The following is a 4,852-nucleotide window of genomic DNA, read 5'->3' as shown; positions in this document are numbered from 1 at the left end:
AGTGAATTTGGAAAGTTTATTTGGATTGAAGATCCTGAAGGTCGACTGGTCGAGCTTTGGGAGAAATAACGAGTTGTAATTCATTTGCTATTGAGCTAACGGGTGCAAGAGTTAAATAAGGGACCTCTGCGGCGATCCCTTTTTCTTGTTGTGCTAACGTGGCAGGTTAGTTGAAGAATAAATCACTTTAATTTGTTAAAATAAAAAACAAATGGATAATGGAAATTCGCTAAAATGATAAATTAAAGGTGAGAATTTTTTGAGTGATTTCTTTTGGAATATTTTTATATTGTTCTCTGGGCTTATGCTGTTATGGCTTGGTATTTTTTCTTTAAATAAAAAAAAGTATCAAAATCCTGATACATGTATGCAATAGATTTTAACTATTACACCCTTACCACGAATTATTAATTATTGGCTTATAAAAATACTGTTTTTAGTTTCAGGACTTCTGTGTTTATTTGCTATTACTTATACATTATTTACTCAATAAGAGGAATTACTAATTGCAGCTAATGGGTGCTTTAGCGAAAGATCAGAGCTGCCAATTGTGGCAGCTTTTCTTATTGTGCTAACGGAGCAGGTTAGCTGAAGAACAGGATAGAAATATAGATGTTTTTATGTCGTATTTGACTAATACTGTGCAGTAATTCTTCTAAAGATGGACATCCTTTAATTAAAATTACCATGTCTAAAGGAGGCGGATTTTGGTGAATCCAGGAGAAGAATTATTGTACATGGTTACTGTATTATCGATAATCCTTCCGTGACATAGAGCAAATTAGTATATTCGTCCTCTTTCTTTCAATTCGGGCTTAAAAATCATCTCTTGCCATTTGTAGAAACCATAAATAATAACAGATAGAGCAACGAAAAGAATAAATCGTTCCCACGAAGAAATATTAACCAATTTGTAAATCCCTAAAATATCTTGAAACAAATAATGAATGGGGAAAATAGCAAACATGAAATCCAATAAGATGTTAGTAACAAGATATATCCAAAATTTTCTGTAAGTAAAATAAAAAATCCATAAAGTTATTACCGGAAAACAATGAAGTTCCTTATATTGATGATTGCTATGCTTTAAATGTAACCTCAGAGGAAACAGTTTATATTTACTATTACTCGGACTTTCCTTTAATGAAAATTGAAAAGAATGATTATGAAATATTTAATAATATTCCAGTTGAAGGTAGCAAAGCGTTTGCGATCATGAATAACTTTGTCTTGTTCAATAATGGTTATGACGAAGAAGGTAAAATACATTTGTACTCAATGAAAAATAATTGCTTACAAAGTTTCAATCTATTAAATTTGAATGGCGATATCCTTAATTATGATGATTCTGTGGGAGTAAATTCTTCTTTGAAAAGGATAAAGATATATATCTGTTAAATTTAGAGGACTTTTTAAAATCCATATAAATTAATAAGCTTACTTCATAAATGAGAAAGACTATTCTTATTCAAGTAACGCATGCTTTACTTCAACAAGGGGTAAAGCCTTTTTCTTATTCAAGTAACGGGCAGGATAGTTGAGGAAGCTCTTTCGACGAAAAGGACATTCCTGGTAGTACAGAGATGCCCTTTTTTACTGTTTGATTAGAATTTAAAGTCTAGAATCATCTTACTGGTTTCACCTGTAAACTTATAATTATAAGACCCTTTTAAGCTTTCTAAGTCACCGGTAGCTTTGATGATTGTTGCTGGAGAATCTAGATCTCCTTTATCAAATATTCCTTGCTCTATAGCCGTAAATGTCCCCTGTTTTCCCTTGTAAGTTCCTTCGAAATGCAGAAATCCGGAAATTTTAGAAGTGGCCAAGTGACCATCATCTATAGTAGAGTCTATATAAAATAATAAATATTCAACAAAGGCTTTTCCTGTTAATTCACCCTCAATATCATATTCAACATGGGCAATATTAATAGGGAATTCTTTTCTAGTGTCGTCTACTGGCTTTTCATCCCATTTGCTTACTGTAAATGTTACCTCCATACGTAAATCTCCCTTCATTATTAAATAGTAATTCACCTCCAGTATAATATCCAAAAAGCACCATTATCAATAATAGCATAGGATTGTTTTTATTAATTTTTCTTTACGAACTTTGTGAAATATTACACTTAAAGTAACGGGTGTGTTAGTTGAACAGGCTATCGAAAATGGATAGGAGAAATAGCTCAGTATAGTGAACTGAGCCATTTTATTTTCATTACAAAAACAGATACAAAAAGCGGTACAAATTTAATTACATTTTTAATTGCATTTTCGGGTTTTTCGATAGGAAACGGAACCCGTTAGCTTTATGAACCTCTCTTATCGACCGGCGACCCTCTTTTTTTCGGTGGACGGGCTTTATAAATTAAATTTTCCCTTTAGAGGAACATCCGCTACCACAGCTTGAACCGCTAGCATGATCGCCTCCATGCCCATAATCGTTTACTACGTGTTAAAATTTATAAAAGTTTCATTACTTATCAAAAAATAACAAGCGTAACGATAGGTTATCAATTTTTTCCTTTAGTTCCAAAAGTAGCATTAGATAAAAAAATTTATCTGTTCTGCAACTTTATTTAACTTTCTCCCAAACTACTTTCCTCTCCAATTTCTTAATATCCTTCTTTCATTAACCTGCAACCTTTAATAGGATAAGAATAAGGCTGTCGCAACAGCCTTTTTCTTTGATATACAAGCGCACCGATTTCAAAAAGTATATAACTTATCAGTCCCCTTTTTCTGTTAAACACTCTTCTTCGGGCTTCATTTTTATCTGTTTCCACTTTTCAATGCCCACTTTGCGAAATTGAGCAATTTCGATGTCAGTTCCATTTGTTAATGTAATAAACATTAAACAATGATCAGCACCATCCCTACCGTGAAAACAAATATTTTTAACATATCCACTTTTTATAGTTGGGTATATTACCTGAATTAACTTGCACCAATTTCCATATTTCACCTCTATTACTGATTCCCCATCATGACTCCATCCATGATAAGGTGCGCATAGAAAGTCCTCCTGATGCTGTTGCAAATCTGATATTCGATAACCTCCTTCTTCGTGAATAAGCTGGATAAATCCGTATGAATAGCCAAAATACTCAGCCCTCTTGCCCTCAAACCCCTCTATCGTTTCAATTTCATAAAAAAACCTTAATCCCCGTTTTCCATCTGGCACTTGACAAAGCTTTATCAAATTCGTATGACCTACACCAGCAAATAAATTTAAATAATCTTCATAGCTTAATTTTATTTGATAATTCTTAGACAAAAAATTGTATGCAAGCGGAAATGGAATAAGTGCTTGACCAATCGAACCGCAACTTCGCCCTCCCATATTTTCTGCTTCACGCAAAATACTAAAATAATTAAGCAGGGTATCTTCTGGGGTTCTAGTTAATTCTTTTGGTACTTGAATTTGGTCATGAGTTTTTTCATAATATGGTAAGAAAAAATCCCCATTATTAAATCTCAAATTTAAAGTTGGTAAACATGATGGACGAAAATACTTTTGTTGATAAGAAGTGGTGTCCATTTGATTTCGTAATAACACATTCATCACCCCATATTTAGTTTATGGGTGAACGAAAGATACGTGTAACCTGGATTTCTCCCTGTTTTGCATATAATTCTAATTCCATCAACTTAAGTTCTTTATTAACCAATAAGGCCTAGTTTATTATTCTATTTGTTTAATTACTTTTGCGGGATTACCGCCTACTACTACATTATTTGGTACATATCATCTTGTTATAGTCCTTCATATTTTAGGATTGGTTATTAGGTTCCACAGTTATGACGACATTACCTTTTTTGTGTCCTTTTTCGACATATCTATGAGCCTCAATGATCTCTTCAAACGCATAGGATCTGTCAATGACCACTTTTAACTTCCCCGTCTCAACAAGTTCTTTAAGAAAATCTAGAGCTTCTGAAGTTTCAGGTGAGTTTTGACTCAATATTAGTTTTTTGCTGCTTGTCAATTTAGTCCATAGCATTCGAACACCTGGTAACGGTACAGTGACATTTATATAGGTTCCGTCCTTCTTTAGCGATTTCATACAATCCGAAAACGAACTCTTGTCAACCGCTTCAAAGATCACATCATAAGTCTCGCCTTTACTCGAAAAATCTTCTGCAGTGTAATCAATTACCTGATCCGCTCCAAGAGATTTTACCAATTCTATATTTGTGGTACTGCATACCCCTGTAACATTTGCTCCGAGATACTTGGCAATCTGAACTGCATAACTTCCTACGCTTCCTGAAGCACCATAAACTAGAACCCTTTGACCGCTCTGAATATTAGCTTTTCTAAGAAAATACAATGCAGTGCGTGCTCCAATCGGAATGGCAGCTGCTTCCTCATATGTTAAATTGGAGGGCTTAATAGATACTGGTCCATCTTCAGGCAGACACTTATACTCGGCATAAGCACCAAAACCCAATAGAGAAGCAGCAAAAACCTGATCGCCTTCCTGAAACCTTTTGACATCTTTTCCTACTGACTCAACTTCCCCAGCTAACTCCATCCCCAATGTAGTTTTTTTGGGTTGTCTAAAACCAAGTGTTATTCGGGCAGGCAGCCAAAAAGCGGGAGGAACTGTAAAACTCCGTGCCCGAATATCTGCTACTGTTACGGTTGTCGCTTTTATTTTTACCAGGATTTCATTTTCCTTAGGAGAGGGTTTTTCTATCTCTTTCAGTTGAAGAACGTCGGGGGGGCCGTATTTTGTGTACTCAATTGCGCGCATTTATTCTCCTCCAATTCGTTATATTCATTAATATCTACGAAGAGCTACCAATAAATAGAACAAGGGTTCACTCCTTAAACTCCCTCAGTTTAA

3 protein-coding genes and 1 pseudogene are annotated in these 4,852 nt (G+C 34.5%); 1 reads left to right on the top strand and 3 read right to left on the bottom strand.

Features of this window, described 5'->3' with window-relative positions; genetic code table 11:
* Positions 1-69, top strand: a pseudogene (locus COE25_RS29955) (VOC family protein); the annotation flags it as partial.
* Positions 70-1,604: 1,535 nt separating this feature from the next.
* On the opposite strand, the gene COE25_RS29945 reads toward COE25_RS29955, so the two are convergent.
* The 3 genes from COE25_RS29945 to COE25_RS29935 all read right to left on the bottom strand — a co-directional run bounded on the left by COE25_RS29945 (position 1,605) and on the right by COE25_RS29935 (position 4,759).
* The gene (locus COE25_RS29945) at positions 1,605-2,000 is read right to left on the bottom strand and encodes a DUF3224 domain-containing protein (protein WP_098935230.1); all 396 of its coding nucleotides are present in this window, start codon (positions 1,998-2,000) and stop codon (positions 1,605-1,607) included.
* A 727-nt stretch (positions 2,001-2,727) separates the two neighbouring features.
* Positions 2,728-3,558: a hypothetical protein gene (locus COE25_RS29940; protein WP_098935229.1), complete on the bottom strand. Its 831-nt coding sequence runs from the start codon at positions 3,556-3,558 to the stop codon at positions 2,728-2,730.
* Positions 3,559-3,772: 214 nt separating this feature from the next.
* Positions 3,773-4,759, bottom strand: a complete 987-nt coding sequence (locus COE25_RS29935) for an NAD(P)-dependent alcohol dehydrogenase (protein ID WP_098935228.1) — start codon at positions 4,757-4,759, stop codon at positions 3,773-3,775.
* Positions 4,760-4,852 lie beyond the last annotated feature (93 nt).

Origin of the sequence: Bacillus sp. AFS031507 (genome assembly GCF_002584635.1) — a bacterium.
Lineage (GTDB): Bacteria > Bacillota > Bacilli > Bacillales > Cytobacillaceae > Neobacillus.
This window is presented reverse-complemented; position numbering and strand designations above follow the sequence as displayed.

Excerpts from the sequence above, each read along its gene's own strand:
- COE25_RS29945 (WP_098935230.1), bottom strand. The coding sequence starts at position 2,000 with ATGGAGGTAACATTTACAGTAAGCAAATGGGATGAAAAGCCAGTAGAC.
- COE25_RS29935 (WP_098935228.1), bottom strand. The coding sequence starts at position 4,759 with ATGCGCGCAATTGAGTACACAAAATACGGCCCCCCCGACGTTCTTCAA.